The following is a 20,376-nucleotide window of genomic DNA, read 5'->3' as shown; positions in this document are numbered from 1 at the left end:
GCACCACCCCGGTGACGGCGTGAAGATCGCTTCGGCGCGTTCAGCCAGATCCTGCACAGGACCGGCCAGCCACAGGGACGGCCAGCCGGGCTGCGGCGGATTAGACTTGGGGTTTTCCGCTGCAAGAGAAGTCCATGTCCAAGCTGCGCCGTCCCACCCTGGCACTGGCCATCGTTGCCAGCCTGTCCCTGGCTGCCTGCGACCGTCCGGCCGATCCGGCCGCTGGCACCGCCAAACCCGCCGAGGCTGCACCCGCTGCCGCCAAGCCGATGCTGGGCAGCTTCGGCTTCGATGCCAGCGGCATGGACCGCAGCATCGCGGCCGGCGATGACTTCTTCGGCTTCGCCAACGGCACCTGGGTGAAGAACACCGAGATTCCGGCCGACCGTTCGCGTTTCGGCAGCTTCAACGTCATCGCTGAAAAGACCCTGGCCGACACCCGCGCCATCCTCGAGGGTGCGGCCGGCAATGCGCAGGCCAGCGGTGACGACAAGCTGATCGGCGACTACTACGCTGCCTACATGGACGAAGCCGGCATCGAGCAGCACGGCATCGCCCCGGTGCAGCCGCAGCTGAAGGCCATCGAGACCATCGCCGACAAGGCTGGCCTGGCACGTGCCCTCGGCGGCGACATGCGCGCCGACGTCGACCTGCTCAATGCCACCAACTTCTACACCGACCGCCTGTTCGGCCTGTGGGTCTCGGTCGACATGCTGCAGCCGGACCGCACCGCGCCGTACCTCGTGCAGGGCGGCCTGGGCATGCCCGACCGCGACTTCTACCTGGGCGGCGGCCGCATGGCCGAACTGCGCAAGCAGTACCAGGGCTACATCGCGCAGATGCTGCAGCTGGCCGGCGTGGCCGACCCGGCCGGCAAGGCACAGCGCATCCTTGCGCTGGAGACGAAGATCGCGCAGGCGCATGCCACCCAGGAAGAAACCAACGACGTGACCAAGGGTGCCAATCCGTGGACCCAGGCCGATTTCAACGCCAAGGCACCGGGCATGGACTGGAACGCCTTCCTTGATGCGGCCGCGCTGGGCGAGCAGCAGGACTTCATCGTGTGGCAGCCCAAGGCCGTGGCCGGCCTGTCCAGGCTGGTCGCCACCGAGCCGCTGGAGGTGTGGAAGGACTACCTGGCCTTCCACGCACTGGACCGTGCCGCCGCCTACCTGCCGAAGAAGTTCGCCGACGCCCGCTTCGCCTTCCATGGCACCGCGCTGAGCGGCACGCCGCAACAGAGCGACCGCTGGAAGCGCGCCGTGGATGATGCCAACCACGCTGTCGGCGAGGCCATCGGCAAGCGCTATGTCGAGAAGCACTTCGACGCCAGGACCAAGGAGCGTGCGGACGAAATGGCGAAGAACATCATCGCCGCCTTCGCCAAGCGCATTGACGCACTGTCGTGGATGTCGCCGCAGACCAAGGCGCATGCCAAGGCCAAGGTCGCCGGCCTGACCGTGGGGATGGGCTACCCGGAGAAGTGGCGTGATTACACCGGCCTGGAGATCCGCCGCGATGACGCGCTCGGCAACGCACAGCGCGCCGAGCTGTTCGAATACCAGCGCAACATCGCCAAGCTGGGCAAGCCGGTCGACCACAGCGAGTGGGCGATGCTGCCGCAGACCATCAATGCGATGAACGTGCCGCTGGAAAACCGCCTGGTGTTCCCGGCCGCGATCCTGCAGCCGCCGTTCTTCGACGGTGCCGCCGACGACGCGGTGAACTATGGTGCGATCGGCGCGGTGATCGGCCATGAGATCAGCCACGGCTTCGACAATGCCGGCGCGCTGTTCGACGAGACCGGCAAGCTGCACAACTGGTGGACCGCCGAGGACCTGAAGCAGTTCAACGCCGCCGGTGATGCGCTGGCCGCGCAGTTCAGCAGCTACGAGCCGTTCCCGGGCGTGCATGTGAACGGCAAGCTGACCCTGGGCGAGAACATCGCCGACGTGGCCGGCCTGGGCACTGCCTACGATGCCTACCAGCTTTCGCTGCAGGGCAAGCCGGGCCAGACCCTGGAAGGCTTCACGCCGGACCAGCGCTTCTTCCTCGGCTTCGCCCAGGCGTGGCGCAGCAAGAGCCGCGAGCAGGCGCTGCGCAACTCGCTGCTGACCGATGTGCATGCGCCAGGCCAGTTCCGCGCACTCACCGTGCGCAACATCGACGCCTGGTATCCGGCGTTCGAAGTAAAGGAAGGCCAGAAGCTGTACCTGGCCCCGGACAAGCGGGTCAAGGTGTGGTGATGTAACCGGAACGGGCGCCGCGAGGCGCCCGTTTCATTTCCCGGTAGCTGCCAACCTTGGTTGGCAAATGCCCCGCTCGGGTGGATGCCGACGTTGGTCGGCATATCTACAGATCTACAGGACTACAAGCCATCCACGCATGGCGTGGATCTACCGGCGCGTTGTGGCAATCACCAGCGTGGCGACCATGGCAAGCCCGGCCGCGACCCACAGATTCGCATGCAGGCCCACGCCATCCAGCAGCCGTCCACCGCCCCACGCGCCCATTGCGATGCCGATATTGAACACACCGACATACAGCGCGGTGGCGATCTCCACCGCGTGCGGCACTGCCTTCATCATCCAGCTCATCAGGCCGACCGACACGCCGCCATAGGCCAGGCCCCACAGCAACAGCACCACAATGCCGCCGGAGGGTGTGCCGCCCAGCCACAGGAACAACAACGGCGTCAGCAGCAGGCCGCAAGAGATCGCCAGCAGCATTCCGCGCGGATGACGAGCGGCCAGTGGTCCGGCGATGAAGTTGCCCGCGATGCCCGCCATGCCATAGGCGAACAGCAGCGCGCTGATCCAAGCGGCATCCACGCCCGATCGCAGGGTCAGCAACGGGCGCACATAGGTGAACGCAATGAAGTGACCCGCTACCAGCAGCAGCGTCAGGCATAGGCCGCGCTGCAGGCCACGGTGGCCGAGCAGCTGCACGAACTGCGCCGGGCGCACCGACGCCACCACCGGCAACGCGGGAACCACCCACAGATGCAGCAGCATCACCGCCGCACTGAACAGCGCCATCGCTGCGAACGCGAAGCGCCAGCCCAGGGCGTCGCCGATCAGTGCACCCAGCGGCACCCCCAGAACCGATGCTGCGGCCACGCCCCCGAAGATGATCGAGGTGGCCATGCCGATGCGATGCGCCGGCACCAGGCGTGCTGCCAGCCCACCAGCGATGGCCCAGATCCCGCCCATGCAGAACCCCACCAGCGCGCGCGCGGCCAGCAGCCAGCCGATGCCCGGTGCCAGCGCCGAAGCAACGTTGGCGACCAGCAGCAGCCCCAGCAGCACGCACAGGATGCGACGACGATCGATGCCGCCGGCTGCGATCACCACCAGCGGTGCGAACAGGGCCGCCAGCAGGGCCGGCAGCGAGATCATCAGGCCGGCGGTGCCGGTGGACGCGCCGAGATCTTCGGCGACAGGGGTCAGCAGGCCCACCGGCAGCATTTCGGTGGTGACCACCGAGAAGATGGCGAGGCCAACCGCAGAAACCGCCCACCACGGATGGCGATGCACAGGCGCTGCATGCGCAGGCGATGAAGCGCTCACGGGATGATCCCTTCAGGGGAGGTGGATGCAGCAGACGGGCGCAAGGCACGTCGCGCGAGTACGGCCAACAGCAGCACGCCCCCGCCTGCCACCAGTGCAACGACAAAGCCGCTACGCACGCCCCCCGCATCGACGCTCTGCCCGGACAGCGCCGCGCCCAGCGCCACGCCGATGTTCAATCCGGCCAGCAGCCAGGTCATGCCCTCGGTCAGGCGCGATTCGGGCACGCGTTGTTCGACCAGCGACATCGCCACGATCATCGTCGGCGCGAAGCACACCCCGGCCAGCAGCACCGCCACGACCAGCCCGGGCAGGCTGCCGACCCACGGCAGCGGCAACGTGGTCAGTGCGGTGGCCACTGCGCCGGCCAGCAACAGGCGCCGCAACGGTGCCTGCAGCTTCAGTGCCCCGAACAGCAGGCCCGCCGCGCAGCTGCCCAGCGCATAGGCCGACAGCACCACGCTGGCGGCAAGCGGCTGCCCCCGCTGTTCGGCGAAGGCCACGCTGGTGATGTCGACCGTACCGACAATCACGCCCATCGCCAGCATCAGCAACGCCAGCAGGCGGATCTCCGTGTGCCGGAGCAGCGAGCCCGAGGGAGTTGCACCTTCGTGCTGCTGCAGCGGCGGCTCGGTGCCCCGCTGCAGCACCAATGCGGCGACGCCGACCACCAGCAACAGGGCGGCCGCCAGTACGCCGGCCTGTGGCCATACCGCCACCGACAGCCCCACTGACAACGGTGGACCGACGATGAAGGTCACCTCATCGAACACGGTTTCCAGCGAATACGCGGTCTGCAGCTGCGGGCGACCGCGATGGATCGCAGTCCAGCGTGCGCGCACCATTGCGGACACGCTGGGCATGCATCCAGCCAGCATGGCGGCGACGAAAAGCGCCCAGTCTGGCGCAGCCAGCAGCGTGCACGCGAGCAGCAGCAGCAACCCTGCCGCACTGGCCGCAGTAGCCCATGGCAGCACCCTGCCCTGCCCGCGCCGGTCGACCCAGCGCGATACCTGCGGCGACAGCAGCGCATAGGTCAGCACGAAGGTGGCAGACACCGCACCGGCCAAGGCATAGCTGCCGCGCAGCTGCGACAGCAGTGTGATGATGCCGATGCCGGTCATCGGCAGCGGCAGGCGGGCCAGCAGGCCGGCCAGGGCGAGGCCGGCGGTGCCAGGGGCGGCGAACAGGTCGCGGTAGGGGGTGGCCATCGGGATCTCCAGGGCAGCGGCTTGCCTGGCGCTACCGGCGCCACGACAATACATACAGAGCGTATGAATAAGAGCCTACATTCATACGCGTCGTATGTAAATAATCATGCACTGCGTATGTAAGGAGTTCCGGATGGTCCGTCGCACCCGCGCGGAGATGGAAGAAACCCGTGCCAGCCTGCTGGCCACCGCCCGCCGCGTGTTCAGCGAGCATGGCTATGCCGCCACCTCGATGGATGACCTGACCGCCCAGGCCGGCCTGACCCGGGGTGCGCTCTACCACCACTTCGGCGACAAGAAGGGCCTGCTGGCCGCGGTGGTCGCCCAGCTCGATGCCGAGACCGACCTGCGCCTGCAGGCGATCAGCGATGGCGCGGATGATGCCTGGGACGGTTTCGTACAGCGCTGCCGTGCCTATCTGGAGATGGCGCTGGAACCGGAGATCCAGCGCATCGTGCTGCGTGACGCGCGCGCGGTGCTGGGTGGCGCCTCACCGGAATCGCAGCGCCACTGCGTGCACTCGATGCAGCGCCTGATCGAACAGTTGATCGCGCAGGGCGTAGCGATGCCGGTGGATGCGCAGGCGCTGGCATCGCTGATCTACGGTAGCCTGGCCGAGGCCGCGTTCTGGATTGCAGAGGGCGAGGATGGCGACGCGCGCCTGCGGCAGGCGACGACGGCGCTGGAAATGCTGTTGCGTGGCTTGAAGTCGGCCGGGTGAGGCCCATCCACGCATGGCGTGGATCTACTGCGGCATCCGCTCTGGTGGAGGCCAACCTTGGTTGGCCCTTCTGCGGCATCGCGCGCAACGCGTGCCAACCAGAACCATGGCATCAGTAGATCCACGCCATGCGTGGATGAAGCTTTATCGCGCAGCGCGTGCCAACCAAGGTTGGCACCTACCGGGGAACGGTGGGCCACTCGCGCAGCACCGACACCGGCACGCCCATGCGCGCACAGGCGCGGCTGGCGAGGCCATCGGGCAGCGCACGGCGGAACAGCGGCGCCATGCCCTGCATCAGCTTCGCTGAAGCGGCCGCCTGCGCACGCTGGCGGCCGCTGCGTTCAAGCATGCCTTCGGCCCAGTCCGGCAGCAGTGCCGCACCGGCGCCAAGGAATACCTCGCGCGACAGCCCCGGCACCGGTACCGGCAGGCGCACGCCGGACAACACCTCCAGCACTTCACGCGAGCGCTCGTCCACACGCAGCTCCGGTTGCCGCGCGCAGAAGTACGCTGCCACCTCGGCTTCACTGCGCGGCACATCCACCGCACCCAGTGCTTCGGCCACGTGGCGGTACTCGTCGTAGTAGCGGTCGGCGATGTGCGCCGGCACCTCGCGCCCGTAGCGACGAAAGCCCTGCAGGAAACCAAACGCCTCAGTCACGTGCACCCATGTCAGCAGTTGTGGATCGTCCGCCGCGTAGGGCTCGCCCTGCGCGGTCTGGCCGCGGATCAGTGCATGGATGCGGCGCACCTTGGCCACCAGCGCCTCTACCTCCCCGCTGGGTGCATAGCTGGTACCGGCGACAAACGCGGTGGTGCGACGCAGGCGACCCACCAGGTCCTGACGGAAATTGGAGTGGTCGCAGACCCCGGCCAGCGCGCGCGGATGCAGGGTCTGCAGCATCAGCGCACACAGGCCCCCGGCCAGCATCGAGGGGAACTCCGCGTGCAGGCGCCAGGTCACGCTGTCAGGTCCAAACCAGCCCGGGTCACCCAGCGGCTGGTCGTAATCGATGCCGCTCTGGCCACGCGGGAAGGCCTCCAGTACCCAGCGCCGGATCGGCGCGGTGACGGGGCGGGAGAGTCGCTGCAGCAGAGCCGGCATCACAGGTCCAGGAAAAGCGAAAGAGTGGCCGCGAGTTGCGCGGTCGGCCCCGATTCTGGGCGATCACGACGCCGGCGGCGAGTCTTCGCACTCAGCCACGGTTTCATGTGCGGCCGCAGCACATTTCACCCTGCGACATCCTGTCGCAGGCTCCGGCCTCGATGCTGCGATGCAGCAACATTCACCGATTCAGAGAAGGCCCTTACGCGGCTTGGCATTGCGCCCATTGCACGGCTCGCTGGAAGTGCTAGAACTGGACTCGCCACACCGTCCAATGCTGATCGACGCACGTTCCACAAGGAGCCAGCCATGATTGCTTTGTTCAAGGGTTTGGGAATTCTGCTTCGCGACAACGAGCTCTACAGCAGCCCGTTCGATAAACAGGTTGCGCATTGGCGCAATCTCAGCGAGCAGCAGATCCGCGATGAAGTAGCCGTGCTGGCGCAGGCCAAGTGCCAATGGCTGATCGCCTCGATCGTCGGCTGGCAGGCAGCCTCGCTGCTGATTCTTGGCCTGATCGCCAACTACCTGTGGCGTGACGACTTCCATATCACGTTCACCCGCGTGGTAGTCGTGTTCGGCTCGTGGGTCTCGATCCTGTTCGTGATCTGGTTCATGGCCAACATGTTCGATCAGCAGGCCGGTTTCGAGCGCTGGATGAAGGCGTTCAACAGTCGCGCACGCATCAGCTCCAAGGCCGACAGCGTCGAGCACGTGGCCGAGGCCCTGGAACTGGCGGAGCATTACCCGGAAGTGCTCGATTACAAGCAGGCGGTCACCGCCAAGCGCGAGCTGCGCCACGAGGACATCCGCATCATGACCGAGATCGGGCGCATGAAGCAGCACTCCGAACTGGTCGGCCGCCTCAACCACGTGGGCGAGAACGAGCACCACCACGACCTGACACTGCAGCCTGCCTACTGACCCTTCAGGGAAGCGGGGGGACCCACAATGCCACCGTGATCACTCACGGTGGCATTGTTCTTTCCGATCCTCGCTGACGCACTGGGCGAAGCCCTTCGGCAGGTCCCTGAACTCCTGGGTGGTGCCGACCGCCAACGCAAACGACCGTATCGGCGCTTTCGCACACGCGGCGTCAGGACGACAGGCCGGGTCCAGCAGCAGGTAATGGCACTGACCGCTGCGGCTGGCCATGCACTCAAAACGCGCCACGCCGTCCACTATCGTGCGCTTGCTGTACAGCGTGTCCACGCCATTGGCAGTGGTGCGGGTGATCGCGGTTTCGGTGGACTTCTGGCAACCGGCAAGCGCCAGTGCAGCGAGGCCTGCAAGCAGGAAAGGACGCATGCAATGCTCCTGGTAGCGGAAAGGTGCGGTGCGGCTACATGCCGCGGAACAGGCTCATGAATGGTTGGCTGACCACCAGTGTTTCCGTCCGACCCCGCAGCCGCAGCACGCCGCGCCCGGTATCGTCGCGGCTGACCGCCGCCACCGCCTTCATGTTGACGATGGTCGAGCGGTGGATCTGGCGGAAGTGCTGCGGGTCGAGTACTTCCAGCAGTTCGCGCAATGGTGTGCGCAACAGGCTCTCGCCGGCAGCGGTGACCACGGTGGTGTACTTGTTGTCGGCACGGAAGTAGGCGACATCTTCCAGCATGATCAGCTGCGTCTCGCGGCCGTTGCTGGCGGTGATCCAGGCCAGCGGCGGGCGCTCGGCAGCACCCTGCGATGGACCCAGCCGCTGCAGCAGGCGTTCAAGCACGGCGTCATCCTGGCGCGTCGATGGCAGCCGCGACAGGATGCGCTCACGCGTCGCCAGCAGGCGTTCGTCACTGACCGGCTTCAGCAGGTAATCCATCGCGCCCTGCTCGAACGCGTCGATGGCGTACTGGTCATAGGCGGTGACGAACACCACCTGGGTGCGCGGGCTCAGCTCGGACAGCGAGCGCGCAACTTCGATGCCACTGATGCCGGGCATGCGGATGTCGAGGAACGCGATGTCCGGCTGCGTCTCGGCCAGCTGCTCCAGCGCACTGGCGCCGTCCTCGCACTCGGCCACCAGCTTCAGCTCCGGCCACAACCGGTGCAGCTGTTCCACCAGTGACTGCCGCAGCAGTTCCTCGTCTTCGGCAATGAGGGCTTCAAGCGGCATGGCTGCGCTCCTTGTGTGTCTGCGGCAAGGTCATGGTCGCGGCCACACCGCTGGGGAAGTTGGCAACGATCGCCACGCCGGCCTGCTCGCCACAGGTCAGGCGCAGGCGTTCGCGCAGGTTCTTCAGGCCGATGCCGGTGCCGCTGGTGCCCTGGCCGAAGCCGAGCCCGTCGTCGGCGACGGTCACGGTCACATGGTCATCGAAGCCACGCGCCAGGATCCAGATCGTGCCACCGCCGGGCTTGGGTTCCAGGCCGTGCTTGATCGCGTTCTCCACCAGCGTCTGCAGTGCCATCGCCGGCAGGTGCACGCCATGCAGCTCATTCGGTACCTGCACTTCCACCGCCAACCGTGCGCCCATGCGGATACGCAGGATCTCCAGGTAGGCGCGCGTGCGTTCCAGCTCCACGCCCAGTGTCGACACCGACTCGTCCACCTGCGGCAACGAGCTGCGCAGGTACTGGATAAGGTGGCCGAGCATCTGCTCGGCACGTGCCGGGTCGGTGCGGGTCAACACCTGCGCATTGGCCAGCGTGTTGTACAGGAAGTGCGGCTCCACCTGCGCATGCAGCAGGTTCAAGCGCGCGACCGACAGTTCCTTTTCCACCTGGGTCTGTTCGGCGGCGGCCTGCTCATCGCGGCGCTGGTCGGCCACGCGGCGGCTGATCGCGCGGGTGACCGCTTCGGCGTTCTCGAAGTTGCTGCCCTCATCCAGCGCCAGCAGATCGGCCCACCAGCCGGCATCCGGTTCGAACAGCAGAGTGACGGTACTGGTGCCCTGCCCCGGCGTGACCGTCGCCAGCACGCTGTTGCGCTTGATCGCCAGCCGCGCCGGCAGGTTCCAGCGCGAGGGCTGGCGGCCATTCCAGAGGTCGACCCGGCGCACGTAGGCGCGCACCTGCAGGCTGCCGGCCGAGCTTTCCACATCTTCCACGCGCGGAAGTTCGGCAATCGCCGCTTCCACCACGGCATAGGCCTGGCCGGCATCCATCGGCAGTTCCACCTGGCGGCGCTGGCGCCCGGACAACGTGGTCGAATCCAATCGGCCGGCCACCAGCCAGACCCGGCGCACATGGGTGATCGCGCTGCCCAGCGCGGAGATCATCAGGAACATCGCCAGCAGGCCGAACACCCAGCCCGGGCCATCGTTCATGCCGCTGAAGATGCCGCTCCAGACCATGCCGGCGACAACCAGCGCGGCGGCCCAGGCCAGCAGGTGGCGGATCAGGAGAGAGAGGCTGGCGAACACGGCGGCGCCTTGGAGGAAGGGGGTGAGCCGAGCATAGGGCGGCCCGCCGGGCAAACAAGCGGGCTGCGACGAAGGCCGGAAAAGTGGGGATGGAAAGCCATCTGGTAGTGCCGGCCGCTGGCCGGCTCCCCACCATCTCCGCATGCATCACAGGGATGCCGGCCAGCGGCCGGCACTACCCGGGAGGCGCCGGGCGAACCCGGCGCATGCCCTTACTTGCGCTGGTCGGCGCTGGCGTCACGCACGGCGCGGAACGATTCGTCCTTGCTCCAGTTCGGCCAGCTGCGCGTGTTGGCCAGCTGGTTGCCCAGCGTGTACAGCACTTCCAGGTCGCGGGCGGCACCGGCGAACACCCAGTCCGGCTGCCATTCGTCGCCCTGCTGGTGGTAGCGCTTGGCGGTGTAGTCCTCGGAGGCCTTCTTGCCTGCGGCCACGCCACCGTCCACCCAGTCCTGGCCGGCCGACCACGACAGTGCCGGAACGCCACGCTTGGCGAATGGGAAGTGATCGGAGCGGAAGAACAGGCCGGCTTCCGGCTTCGGGTCCGGCGTGTAGCGGATATCCCAGCCTTTGGCCACGTCCTTCAGCTGGTCCAGCAGCTCGAAACGCGCGGCACCGTAGATGCCGAAGTCACGCGACGGCCCGAACGGCGCCATGCCGTCCATGTTGATCACCGCCACGGTCTTTTCCAGCGGATACAGCGGATGGGTGGCGTAGTACTCCGAACCCAGCAAGCCCTTTTCCTCGGCGGTGACCGCCAGGAACAGCACTGACCTCTCCGGACGCTTGGCCTTGGCGAAGCCGCGGGCCAGTTCGATCAGCGAGGCGGTGCCGCTGGCGTTGTCCAGTGCGCCATTGAAGATGCGGTCGCCACGTGCGTCGGGCTCGCCCACGCCGATGTGGTCCCAGTGCGCGCTGTAGACGATGGTCTCGTCCGGGTGGCGGCTGCCTTCCAGGCGTGCGGCCACGTTGTGCGAGGTGATCACTTCGGTCTTCACCGCGTACTTCGCGTCCAGGCTGGCGCCGGTCAGCGGCACCGGGGTGAAGTCGCGCTGCTGCGCCTTCTTCTTCAGCGCCTCGAAATCCTGCCCGGCCGAGCGGAACAGCTCCACGGCCAGGTCGCGCTGGATCCAGCCTTCCAGCAGCGGGTGGCTGTCGGCCGGGTTGTCGCGCACCACATCGAACATGGTGTTGGTGTTGGAGCCGGCCACGGTGGCCCAGCCATACGACGCCGGTGCAGTCTCGTGCACGATCAGCACGCCCAGCGCGCCCTGGCGGGCGCCTTCTTCGTACTTGTAGGTCCAACGGCCGTAGTAGGTCATGCCCTTGCCGTCGAAGTCACCCTGGCCGGTCTCGAAGTCCGGGTCGTTGATCAGCACGACGGCGATCTTGCCCTTCAGGTCCACGCCCTTGAAGTCGTCCCAGTTGCGCTCCGGGGCCTTCACGCCGTAACCGAGGAACACCAGCGGGGCCTTGCTGATGTCGACGTTGCTGGCCCCGTTCATGGCGGCGCGCACGGCAATCTGCTTGCCCTGTTCCAGCGGCAGGGTCTTGCCGCCCTGGTGCAATGCCAACTGCGGCGCGCCGACGATGTCCCCCTTGCGCAGCGGCACGGCCTGGGTCCACAGGCGCTTGCCGTCCTTGAGGTCACCGCCCGGCTGCAGGCCGGCGTCGGCGAACTGCTTGCTGAGGAAGGCGATGGTCTTTTCTTCGCCGGCGGTGGCCGGGGAGCGGCCTTCGTAGGCGTCGGAGGCCAGTTCCTTGACGTCGGCGGAGATCCGCGCGCCATCGAATTTCGGGGTCGCCGCCATCAGTGCGCTCGACACCGACAGGGCCAGCAGGCCCAGTGCTACTCGTTTCATTGCTCTCTCCAGCAGGAAATCCTTCTGGAGTGTAATGGGATTCGGCAGGGCTGCGCCCTGCACCTGCCGATGCCAGAGCAACAGCAGAAGCAGGCATTCGGTGGGACGGCGGGGTGGGTCCGGTTGCGGGGGACGCCGTAAACCCGTCCTTGGGGGCTTGGCCGCGGCATCCATGCCGCGGACACCCCCGCAACCGGACCCACCCCGCCTTCGACAGCTTCCCGGTGCTGTTGGTAGGTGTCGACCTTGGTCGACACGCATGGAAAACACGAAGGGGTCAGATCCCTTTCCCGGCGGGAAAGGGCTCTGACCCCATCGGTGTGTTGCTTGAGCCTGTTACCAGTTCGGGTCTTCGGCCGGCGCGGCAGCGGGCTTGGGCTTCGGCTTGGCGGCCGGGCGTGCGGCAGCTGCGGGAGCGGCCGAGGCAGTCGCGCCTGCGGCGGCGGCAGCCGGCTTGCTGCCCAGCTTCTGGCGCAGCTCGATCTGGCCCGGACGGAAACCGCCGCGCATCGCGTCGACGCCGTCTTCGATGGTGCCGTACGAGGTCTGTGCAGCGACGCGGTCGATGCGGATGGTGCAGCACGGGTGTTCGCTGCGGCCCAGCGAGCGGCCGGTCTGCGGGTCCTTCAGTTCTTCGCCCAGGCGCACGGCCTGCCAGCGCTGGCCGGCCTGCACGGTGTCACCGCCCTGGCTCAGCACCACCTGGTCACCGTCCACCGAGACCACCGACACCGGAAACAGCGTGGTGACGATGCTGGTGCCGATCTGGCCCGACAGCGATTCCATCATCGCCGCGGCCATGTTGCGGCCGTTGACCACGCGCGGCAGGGTGCTGGGGCCGGTCGAGGCCAGCTGGTGGTCGAAGCTGTCGGACATCACCACCTGGCCGGTGGTGGCGTTGATCAGGCGCAGGGTGATGCGGCCGCCACCGGAGTACGAGGTCACCTGGCGGTCGGACATGCGCAGGTTGCGCACGCTGCGCGGGTACTCGAAGCGTTCGATGGTCGGTATCAGGATCAGATCGGTCGCCAGCTGCTGGCCCACGCGCGCGGTGTCCTGCAGGCGCACGTTGCCGCTGTTGATGTGGTTGATCTCGGCCTGCAGTTCGTCGCCGAACTCGCGGTCCAGCACGATGAAGCGCTGGGTCTGGGTCAGCGTGTCGGACAGGCGCGCACGGATCGCGTCGGCCACTTCATCGGCATCCACGCGGCCATCGCCTACGGCGTAGCTGCCGGCCTTGGTGCGCGGCAGTGCAACCACGATCTTCGGCTTGCCCTGCTCGTCCGGTGCGCGGTACTGGGCGATCTGTGCACGCACGCGCACCTTCCAGTAGCTGCGCATGCTGCGGTGGGTCACGTCGGAATCGAACGAGCTTGCACCACGCTTGGCATCGACGCTGACCTTCTCGTCGTAGCTTTCCCTGACGCTGGCCGAGGCCGAACCGCTCTTGGCCGAGGCTTCGCCGGACGCAGTGGCCGACGCCGAGCCCTTGAAGCTCCAGCCTTCATCGCTGGCGCGCACGCGGGCGATGGTTTCCTCGTCCAGCTGCCGCACTTCATCCTGCGACAGGATTTCATAGCCCAGCACCGCGCCCTGCGAGCCGGCGATCATCTGCTGGGTGAACGCGTCGGCGCGGATATCGCCGACGTGTTCGCCATCCACATCCACATGCAGGCCTGCGCGCAGGCCCTGCATCTGGCTGGCCACGCGTACGCCGTTGACCTGCGCCACGGCCGACTGCAGCGCCGCCAGCACCGCCAGTTCCGGGGTGCTGCCGATGCCGTCGGCTTCGCGCGCGACCTGGGTGGTGCCGCCGAAATCCGGCGTGCCACGCAGGGGCGCTGCTTCCACTGGCGCATTGCTGGCCAGTGCACTGGTTGCCTTGTCCTTGGCGGGCGCGGCGGCCGGGGTGTCCTGCTTGCCGCAGGCTGCAAGCAGCGCGGCGGCCAGGCCCAGGCCGATCAAACGGGTTGTCATACGCATGGAGATTCGCCTCGGATCAGATCGAGTCGAGCATCGAGTCGGCGTTGGACGGCACCTTCACCTTGCTCTTCCTGGCGAAGGTCACGGCCGACTTGGTCGAACCGTACAAGCCCTGGATGAAGCCCGGCGATTCCTTGGCCACCCATGCGCCCGCTGCCAGCTTGCGGCCAACGGTGGCCAGCTGGGTCGCGCCCAGGTTCTTCATGCCGGCGGTGAAGCTGCTGGCTTCGCCGCCCAGCTTCTGTGCTTCGGCTGCCGACGCCAGCAGCGAGACCAGGCCTTCGGCGTAGTGCTGCTTGGATTCAGCGTTCAGTTCCGGCTGAGCGGCCTGGCGCTCGTTGATCGCGGCCTGCGCAGCTTCGCTGACCGACACCGACTTCTTCATCGCATCGACGCTGACCGAACCCGACGACAGCGCCTGGCGCTCGGCTTCCAGCAGCTGCACCTGCTCGGCCAGGCCGAAGGCACGGGCGAACGAGGTCTGTGCCTGCAGCGAGTGCGACTGCGAGCTGACGAAACGACGCACCAGCGCTTCCTGCGCGGCTTCGTCCGGAGCGGCGGCGCTGGAGGCGCTGCTGCTGGAGGTGCCGGTGGCGGCACCGGCCAGGTCCTTCAGCTTGCCCAGGCCCGCGTGGGCCGGCATCGACAGGGTGGCGGCAGCGATGGCCACGACAAGAGCGGTATTGCGGATCATATGAGGGTCCTTTGGGAGAGACGGCCGCGAAGCGGCACGTGGGAATCGGCAACCCCAGCGCGATGCCGAGCGAGCTCGGCACCCACCGGGTGGCGGATCAGCGGACTGCCTTGACGTTCAGTTCGTTGATCATCTGCTGGGCGGCCTTCTCGGCAGCCAGCTGCAGGGCATTGGTACGGGCCACGGTTTCATTCGGGCCGGTGCCGGAGAACTGCACCGGGCCCACCGACGACACGGTGCGCGGGAAACGACCGGTCACGTCCAGCACCTTGCCGGTGACCGTGACGAACACGCGGGTGTTGCCGCTGGCCGGATCGCGGTCGCGCATGCCGACGTCGAGGGTACCGACGGCGATGTAAGGTATGTTGGCCGCACGGATGCCGTTGGCGGTATCGCGCAGGGTGGCGGCAGACAGGTCGTTGCCGGTGCTGAAGTCCTTGCGGATGCGCTCGATGCTCAGCAGGCCGCGCGATTCGCCTTCCACGTACTCGGCTTCAACCACTTCGTAGCCGGCGGCGCTGAAGGCACCGGTCATCGCGGTGTTCACTTCAGCGGCGTTGGCCACCTTCCAGCTGATGTTGTCGCTGCGCTGGGTGGTGCTGCCACCGCTGGTGACCGACACCGAACCGTTCTGGTTGATGCTGCCGTTGGTGCTGACCGAGTTGCCGCGGAAGCTGTCGCCTTCACGGGTGTTCTCGCTGTAGCTGCTGCTGGCGTCGACGCGGCGGTATTCCTTGTCCTGGAACGACTGCACGGTGTCCTGCGAGCGTGCCATGAACAGGAAGGTCAGCAGCGAACGCTGCGCGGCGGTGGCACCGGCCACGGCCGAACCTGCATCCAGCTTGGTCTGCAGCAGCGTGGTGTTGATCTCGGCGCGGACGGTGACGGTGTAGGTCTTGGCCTTCTTGTCTTCGGTGTCCGACAGCGGCACGGCGCTGAGCACATAACGGTCGATCTCGCCGATGAACTCGGCGCGGCGGGCTTCGAACAGGCGCAGCTTGGCCGCACCGGTTTCAGCGATGTACGCCTCCAGTGCATTGACCTTGGCCTTGTTCAGGGCCTGGGCGCGGGTGTCGGCGCTCAGGCGCAGGCCGTAGCTGGCCGAACCGGTACCGCGCGAACTCGCGGTCTGCGCGGCGACCGGCGAGGCCACCACCAGCGCGATGAGGATGAGCAGGATGGTACGCATCAACGACATGACTTGATCAACTCCTGGAGGGCTTGGGTCTGCTGCTGCAACGGGCGGCCGCCCGGCTTCTGTTCGTCCAGCCATGCGCGCGAATCGGCACGCTTGGCGGCGGCGCCGGCGAAGGCATCGAAGCCGGCCAGCAGGGTTTCGTAGCTGGCCGACCACTGGTCGACCTGCCACTGCGTCACCGGCACCACCTTGGTGGCGCCCTTGCGCAGCGGCTGTTCGAAATAGACCTTGCCGGAGAACGGTTCGGTCACTTTGGCGGTGAAGAATGCGCCGAACAGCATCGTCTTCATCGCCGGGGTTTCATTGATGACGCCATTCTTCAGCGCATCGACCTGCACAGTGATGACGTAGTCCGGCTCGGGGATCTTCAGCTGGTAGACCTTGCCGTCGGCAAAGCGGGCGGCCATCGCACCACCGATCGCCTGGCCCGAGGCCGGCGGCAGCAGGCCGACGCCGGTATTGGACGACAGCGTCTTGGACAGTTCATGGGCCAGCGTGGCGCGCAGCGGGGTTTCCCACTTCGGGTCGGGCAGCTTGGCGCGGACCGCGTCGGACAGGGTTACGCCACCGACCTGCAGGCGACGCACGGCGGCATCGGGCAGCTTGGCCTGGGCGAGACTGGCGGCCAGCACCTGCGACAGGCTGGTATCGGCGCTGCCGTACAGCAGATCGGCGACGATCGCGTCGATATCGTCGTTGTCCGGCCGGTAATCCTGCACGTCGATGCGCTGCAGGGTCAGCGGATAGGACGCGATCACCTGGCGCTCGCGGAAATCGAAGAACAGTGCCTGCAGGGCCACTTCCACCAGCACTTTGTACTGGTTGCCGATCGGCTCGACCGAGACCAGTTCGCGGTCCAGTGCGGCGGCCAGCACCGTCGCGCTGGTGGTGCCGTCGAGCATCGCCACCGGCTGGTCGATCAGCTCCAGGTTCGCCGGCGGCCGGCGCTTGAGCGCCTGCGCCAGGGTCTGGTTCAGCGGGATCAGGCCGCGCTTTTCCAGCACGGCATGCGCATGCGGCGTGGTCGCCTGCACGGCAGCGGCATCCGCGGTATAGGCAAAACCGGCCCAGTAGGCCTGCTGCGATTTGTCAGCCGCCTGCGCAGCCATCGGCCACACGGCCAGGCACAGGGCACAGGCAAGCAGGCGCGCAAAAGCGCGCGATGCGCTCTTCGTCCTTGAATACATCCAACCGCTCCTCGGTCAATACGCACGGAATGCGGACGCTGATGCGTCCGCTGGGCGCGAAACATAGCCGCTCAGGCGCCTGCCGACAAGTGCTGCGTTCGTCGCAGTCACTCCTGGGGCGGCAGTCCGGCCCGTTGGCGCAGCAGGCCCCGCTCCGCCTGGTTCTGGCTGAGTCTGGCGGCTTCGGCAAAAGCCTGACGTGCGTCGAGGTCGCGCCCCAGCGCCTGTAGTATCTCCGCGCGGACGACCTCCAGAGGGGCATAGTCGCGCAGGCGTGCATCCACCAGCAGCGGCTGCAGTTGTGCCCACGCAGCGAACGCGCCCTCGCTGCGCAGCACCGCCACGACCCGATTCAAAGCGACAACCGGCGAAGGCATCACCTGCAGCAACCGGGTATAGAGCGAAGCGATACGTGGCCAGTCGGTGGCTTCAGCCCGACGCGCAGCCGCATGGCAGGCGGCGATGCGCGCCTGCAGTACATAGGGATCATCAGCACCACCGGCGGCCAGCGCGCGGGCCAGCACCTGCTGCCCGCGTTCGATCTGCAGCCAGTCCCAGCGCGCGCGGTTCTGCTGGTCCAGCAGCACCGGCGCGCCCTGCGCGTCGGTCCGTGCCGCAGCACGCGATGCCTGCAGTTCCATCAGTGCCAGCAGACCCAGCACCGGCGGCACCGGCAGCCGGTGCGCCAGGATGCGCGCGAGCCGCAGTGCCTCCTCGCACAGCGCCGGACGCATCCAGTCATCGCCGGCGCTGGCCGCGTAACCTTCATTGAAGACCAGGTAGATCGCCTCCAGCACCGAAGCCAGTCGCTCGGGCATCGCGTCCGCGCGCGGCACCTCATAGGGCACCTGCTTCTGCGCCAAGGTGCGCTTGGCGCGCACGATGCGCTGGGCGATGGTCGGCTCGGGCTGCAGGAACGCACGTGCGATCTCGACGGTGGTCAGGCCACCGAGCAGGCGCAGGGTCAGTGCCACCCGCGCATCGGCCGGCAGCACCGGATGGCAGGCCACGAACATCAACCGCAGCAGATCGTCACCCAGGTCATCCTCCAGCGCCTGGCTGTCATCCGGTGCCGGCAGCGCCGCTGGGTGCAGTTCCTCGCCCCACTGCGCATGCTGCTGCGCCACCCGCTGGTGCTGGCGCAGCACATCAATGGCACGGTTGCGCGCAGTGGTCATCAGCCAGGCTCCGGGGTTGTCCGGGATGCCCTGTTCCGGCCAGCGCTCCAGCGCGGCCAGCCAGGTGTCCTGGGCCAGCTCCTCGGCACGGCCGACATCGCCCCCGAGCAGCCGCGCCAGGCGCGCGATCAACACCGGCGATTCCATCCGCCAGAGGGTTTCCAGACGCTGCGTCAGTGCGGGATCGGGCATGCGCCGATCACAGCACGCACGCCCGGCCCGCACAAGCGCCGCAGCTCACGCTTCAACAATCGGCTTGAAGCCACCCCAGAACATGCGCCTGGTATCGAACGGCATGTCCTTCGGGCCCAGCGACGCCAGCCGCGGGTCGGCCATTACCCTGGCGTTGATGCGGTCGCGCGCCGCGCGCGAACGGAACACCACGAAGGCGACGATCACCGTTTCGCCGGGCTTTGCCTTGACCGCACGCGGGAACGAGGTGCTCTTGCCCGGTTCCACATCGTCAGCCACGCATTCCATGTACTGCAGCGCGCCATGGTCCTTCCACACCGCACCGGCCTTGCGGGCAAGGCGGCGGTAGGCCGCCACCTTGTCCTGTGGGCACGGCAGCACGTAAGCATCCACGTAAGCCATGAGGGTTCTCCCTTGCGGCGGCCGTCAGCCCGGCTCGCCGTCCATGTGTGCGATTTCCCAGAGATGGCCATCCAGGTCCTGGAAGCCGCGCTGGTACATGAAGCCGTAGTCGCGCGCCGGCTGCGGTTCGCTGGCCCCCGCCGCAAGCGCCTTGTCCACCATCACGTCCACCGCCTTGCGGCTGTCGGCCGACAGGCAGGTGATCACCTCGGTGTGGCTGTGCGCATCGGCAATCGCCTTGTTGGTGAACTGCTTGAAGAACGGCTGGGTCAGCAGCATCACGAAGATGCTCTCGCTGATGACCATGCAGGCCGCATCGTCATTGGTGAAGGTCGGGTTGAAGCTGTAGCCCAGCGCGGCGAAGAAGGCCTTGGATGCGTTGAGATCCTGCACAGGCAGGTTGACGAAGATCATCTGCGGTTGCGGTGCACTCATCGGTGAAGCTCCTTGTGGATGAAAGAGAGAGAGAGGAATCAGGGTTGCTTCATGCAGTTGACCATCCACGGCTTGCCGTAGCGGTCGATCAGCATGCCCCAGCGGTGCGCCCAGAACGTTTCAGCGATCGGCATCTGCACCTGGCCACCTTCGGCCAGCGCCGCGAACACGCGCTCGGCTTCCTCGATGCTGTCGACGTCGACATTGATGGTGGTCGAACCACCCTCGCCACCGCCGGGACCGTCGGCCGCCATCACGATGGCGCTGCCGATTTCCAGCTGGCTGTGCGCGACGTGGTCCAGGGTTTCCGGCGGCATCTCGTTGCAGCCGGGCGACCCATCGGAGGGCGGCATGTCGCGGTACTTCATTTCCGAGGTGACCTGGCCACCCAGTGCCTTGGCGTAGAACGCCATCGCCTCATGGGCCTGGCCGCTGAAGCCGAGGAAGGGAATCAGTTTCATGGCAATACTCCGTTGTGCGGTTCAGGGCAGTAGTGCCGGGTCGGGCCCGGCAGGGAGATGAATCGGGTCAACCTTCCAGCTGTGCACGCAGACGCTGTTCCTGCTGCTGTAAGTCGGGGGTGAAGGCTTCACCGAAGTCTTCGGCTGAAATCAGCGGACGCAGCTCCAGCGTGCCGCCACTGTTGAACGGCGCACGGCTGGCCCATTCAACGGCCTCCTCCAGCGAGCGCACGTCCCACAGCCAGAAGCCGGCGATCTGGTCGCCGGCGGGGCCGAACGGACCGGCCTCGACCCTGGGTGCGCCGCTGCCGAAGTGAATGCGGCGACCGCGCTGGGTGGCGTGCAGGCCTTCACCGGCGAGCATGATGCCGGCGGCCACGAGTTGCTCGTTGAAGGCGCCCATTTCGGACAGTTCCTGTTCGCTGGGCATGCGGCCGGCTTCGGAGTCGGCGTTGGCCTTCACGATCACCATCACTTTCATTGCGGTCTCCCGTGGGGACGCGTGGTGCGTGCCCTTCACTGGGTACAACGAACCAGGGGGCTGGGAATCGACACGTCTGTTGGAAATTTTTTTCTTGCGCGGAAAGCGTGCCTTCGGCGAGGGTCGGCGAACGGCGGAGCCCCTCCGTGGTGGGGTTGGGTTGGTCGCTGAAAGCTCGGGTTCATGGGTTTGGCCGGGTGGGGAGGCAGGGCAGGGGACGCTGCAAGTACGTCCATGTAAGCTCGGTCGCCGCATCCATGCGGCTCACGCCCCTGCCCTGCCTCCCCACCCGGCCTTGGACAGTTTCCTGCCTCCGGCACGCACCACGGGAA

The 20,376-nt window shown here is 67.0% G+C and carries 19 protein-coding genes; 3 read left to right on the top strand and 16 right to left on the bottom strand.

What is annotated here, in order from left to right; all coding sequences use genetic code 11:
* The first annotated feature begins 134 nt into the window (after window positions 1-134).
* Window positions 135-2,246 carry a M13 family metallopeptidase gene (locus AC5P99_RS14025; RefSeq protein ID WP_088435535.1) on the top strand — a complete coding sequence of 704 codons (2,112 nt, stop codon included), beginning with the start codon at window positions 135-137 and terminating at the stop codon, window positions 2,244-2,246.
* A gap of 150 nt (window positions 2,247-2,396) precedes the next feature.
* Here AC5P99_RS14025 and AC5P99_RS14020 read toward each other — a convergent pair whose 3' ends face one another.
* Together AC5P99_RS14020 and AC5P99_RS14015 are read right to left on the bottom strand one after the other, a co-directional pair.
* On the bottom strand, window positions 2,397-3,569 hold the full coding sequence (locus tag AC5P99_RS14020) for an MFS transporter (protein ID WP_495213260.1): 1,173 nt from the start codon (window positions 3,567-3,569) through the stop codon (window positions 2,397-2,399).
* Complete coding sequence (locus AC5P99_RS14015) at window positions 3,566-4,780, bottom strand: MFS transporter (protein WP_495213259.1); 1,215 nt, start codon at window positions 4,778-4,780, stop codon at window positions 3,566-3,568. Before AC5P99_RS14015 ends, AC5P99_RS14020 begins: the two co-directional genes overlap by 4 nt.
* A gap of 133 nt (window positions 4,781-4,913) precedes the next feature.
* Here AC5P99_RS14015 and AC5P99_RS14010 point away from each other — a divergent pair, with 133 nt between their 5' ends.
* Window positions 4,914-5,501: a TetR/AcrR family transcriptional regulator gene (locus AC5P99_RS14010; protein WP_005407901.1), complete on the top strand. Its 588-nt coding sequence runs from the start codon at window positions 4,914-4,916 to the stop codon at window positions 5,499-5,501.
* Window positions 5,502-5,679: 178 nt separating this feature from the next.
* Here the strand turns inward: AC5P99_RS14010 and AC5P99_RS14005 are convergent, their stop codons facing one another.
* On the bottom strand, window positions 5,680-6,609 hold the full coding sequence (locus tag AC5P99_RS14005) for an oxygenase MpaB family protein (RefSeq protein WP_495213258.1): 930 nt from the start codon (window positions 6,607-6,609) through the stop codon (window positions 5,680-5,682).
* Between the two features lie 309 nt (window positions 6,610-6,918).
* On the opposite strand from AC5P99_RS14005, the gene AC5P99_RS14000 reads away from it, so the two are divergent.
* On the top strand, window positions 6,919-7,533 hold the full coding sequence (locus tag AC5P99_RS14000; RefSeq protein WP_005407899.1) for a hypothetical protein: 615 nt from the start codon (window positions 6,919-6,921) through the stop codon (window positions 7,531-7,533).
* 39 nt (window positions 7,534-7,572) lie between these two features.
* Here AC5P99_RS14000 and AC5P99_RS13995 read toward each other — a convergent pair whose 3' ends face one another.
* From AC5P99_RS13995 to AC5P99_RS13935, 13 genes are all read right to left on the bottom strand, one after another.
* Window positions 7,573-7,917 (bottom strand): hypothetical protein, encoded by a 345-nt coding sequence (locus AC5P99_RS13995; RefSeq protein ID WP_049449780.1) that lies wholly within the window; start codon window positions 7,915-7,917, stop codon window positions 7,573-7,575.
* Window positions 7,918-7,951: 34 nt separating this feature from the next.
* Window positions 7,952-8,722: a LytR/AlgR family response regulator transcription factor gene (locus AC5P99_RS13990; RefSeq protein ID WP_049449781.1), complete on the bottom strand. Its 771-nt coding sequence runs from the start codon at window positions 8,720-8,722 to the stop codon at window positions 7,952-7,954.
* On the bottom strand, window positions 8,712-9,971 hold the full coding sequence (locus tag AC5P99_RS13985; RefSeq protein WP_005407896.1) for a sensor histidine kinase: 1,260 nt from the start codon (window positions 9,969-9,971) through the stop codon (window positions 8,712-8,714). The genes AC5P99_RS13990 and AC5P99_RS13985 overlap by 11 nt, the downstream gene beginning before the upstream one ends.
* A 212-nt stretch (window positions 9,972-10,183) precedes the next feature.
* Window positions 10,184-11,833: a M28 family metallopeptidase gene (locus AC5P99_RS13980; RefSeq protein ID WP_049449782.1), complete on the bottom strand. Its 1,650-nt coding sequence runs from the start codon at window positions 11,831-11,833 to the stop codon at window positions 10,184-10,186.
* Window positions 11,834-12,169: 336 nt separating this feature from the next.
* Window positions 12,170-13,816 carry a CsgG/HfaB family protein gene (locus tag AC5P99_RS13975; RefSeq protein WP_495213257.1) on the bottom strand — a complete coding sequence of 549 codons (1,647 nt, stop codon included), beginning with the start codon at window positions 13,814-13,816 and terminating at the stop codon, window positions 12,170-12,172.
* A gap of 16 nt (window positions 13,817-13,832) precedes the next feature.
* On the bottom strand, window positions 13,833-14,510 hold the full coding sequence (locus AC5P99_RS13970; protein WP_012479008.1) for a hypothetical protein: 678 nt from the start codon (window positions 14,508-14,510) through the stop codon (window positions 13,833-13,835).
* Between the two features lie 97 nt (window positions 14,511-14,607).
* Complete coding sequence (locus tag AC5P99_RS13965) at window positions 14,608-15,708, bottom strand: hypothetical protein (RefSeq protein WP_005407892.1); 1,101 nt, start codon at window positions 15,706-15,708, stop codon at window positions 14,608-14,610.
* Window positions 15,699-16,895 (bottom strand): hypothetical protein, encoded by a 1,197-nt coding sequence (locus tag AC5P99_RS13960; RefSeq protein WP_033833696.1) that lies wholly within the window; start codon window positions 16,893-16,895, stop codon window positions 15,699-15,701. The genes AC5P99_RS13965 and AC5P99_RS13960 overlap by 10 nt, the downstream gene beginning before the upstream one ends.
* A gap of 107 nt (window positions 16,896-17,002) precedes the next feature.
* The gene (locus tag AC5P99_RS13955; protein ID WP_049449783.1) at window positions 17,003-18,265 is read right to left on the bottom strand and encodes an RNA polymerase sigma factor; all 1,263 of its coding nucleotides are present in this window, start codon (window positions 18,263-18,265) and stop codon (window positions 17,003-17,005) included.
* Between the two features lie 45 nt (window positions 18,266-18,310).
* The gene (locus tag AC5P99_RS13950; RefSeq protein WP_005407889.1) at window positions 18,311-18,667 is read right to left on the bottom strand and encodes a DUF1428 domain-containing protein; all 357 of its coding nucleotides are present in this window, start codon (window positions 18,665-18,667) and stop codon (window positions 18,311-18,313) included.
* Between the two features lie 24 nt (window positions 18,668-18,691).
* Window positions 18,692-19,102 carry a VOC family protein gene (locus AC5P99_RS13945; protein ID WP_049395630.1) on the bottom strand — a complete coding sequence of 137 codons (411 nt, stop codon included), beginning with the start codon at window positions 19,100-19,102 and terminating at the stop codon, window positions 18,692-18,694.
* Between the two features lie 38 nt (window positions 19,103-19,140).
* A complete protein-coding gene (locus AC5P99_RS13940; protein WP_005407887.1) occupies window positions 19,141-19,563 on the bottom strand; it encodes a VOC family protein in 423 nt (140 codons plus the stop codon).
* A 67-nt stretch (window positions 19,564-19,630) separates the two neighbouring features.
* Window positions 19,631-20,044: a YciI family protein gene (locus AC5P99_RS13935; protein ID WP_049449785.1), complete on the bottom strand. Its 414-nt coding sequence runs from the start codon at window positions 20,042-20,044 to the stop codon at window positions 19,631-19,633.
* Window positions 20,045-20,376: the final 332 nt, after the last annotated feature.

The sequence above is a fragment of the Stenotrophomonas sp. YJH_SMC_80 genome, assembly GCF_059372495.1.
This window is presented reverse-complemented; position numbering and strand designations above follow the sequence as displayed.